Genomic DNA, 870 nt, shown 5'->3' with positions numbered 1-870 from the left:
GCCGACCGGCAGGGTCCGGGTGTACTCCCTGAGCCACTCGCACAGCTCGGGCCCGAGGTCCTCGCGCTCCGAGGCCAGGATGATGTTGGCCTTGAGGTAGCTGAGCTTGTCGCCGGTGTCGTAGCGACGGCCCTTGAAGACCACCCCGTACACCCCGCCGCCCTCGCCCTCGCGCTGGGCGAGGGTCTGCAGCGCGTCGGTGAGCTGGATCTCGTTGCCGCGCCCGGGGGCGGTGTTCTCCAGCACCTCGAACACCTCCGGCACCAGCACGTAGCGCCCGATCACGGCCAGGTTGGACGGGGCGTCCTCCGGGGCCGGCTTCTCCACCAGCCCGTTGATCCGCACGTAGTCCTCCCCCTCCACCGCGGTGACGTCCGCGCAGCCGTAGGCGCTGATCTGCTCGGCCGGGACCTCCATCAGCGCGACCACGGAGCCGCCGGTGCGCTCCTGCACGGCGATCATCTCGGTGAGCAGCTCGTCCCGGGCGTCGATCAGGTCGTCGCCCAGCAGCACCGCGAAGGGCTCGTCACCGATGTGGATCTTCGCCCGCAGCACCGCGTGCCCCAGTCCCTTGGGGTCCGCCTGGCGCAGGTAGTGGATCTCGCCGAGCTCGGAGGCGTGCTCCACCGCCCGCAGCAGATCGGTCTTGCCCGACTCCTCGAGCTGGTGCTCCAGGGCCGGCACCCGGTCGAAGTGGTCCTCCAGCGCCCGCTTCGAGCGCCCGGTGATCATCAGGACGTCCTGGAGGCCGGCGTCGACCGCCTCCTGGACCACGTACTGGATGGCCGGCCGGTCCACGACCGGCAGCATCTCCTTGGGCATGGCCTTCGTCGCGGGGAGGAACCGGGTGCCCAGCCCGGCGGCAGGAAT

Annotated in this window: 1 protein-coding gene; it reads right to left on the bottom strand. The window is 70.9% G+C overall.

All coding sequences use genetic code 11. The annotated features are described in order from the left end of the window. A partial coding sequence (gene galU, locus E7Z53_RS19880) for a UTP--glucose-1-phosphate uridylyltransferase GalU (protein ID WP_255219730.1) occupies window positions 1-870 on the bottom strand: 870 nt, incomplete at both ends.

Origin of the sequence: Kocuria salina (assembly GCF_013368965.1) — a bacterium.
Taxonomy (GTDB): Bacteria; Actinomycetota; Actinomycetes; order Actinomycetales; family Micrococcaceae; genus Kocuria; species Kocuria rosea.
This window is presented reverse-complemented; position numbering and strand designations above follow the sequence as displayed.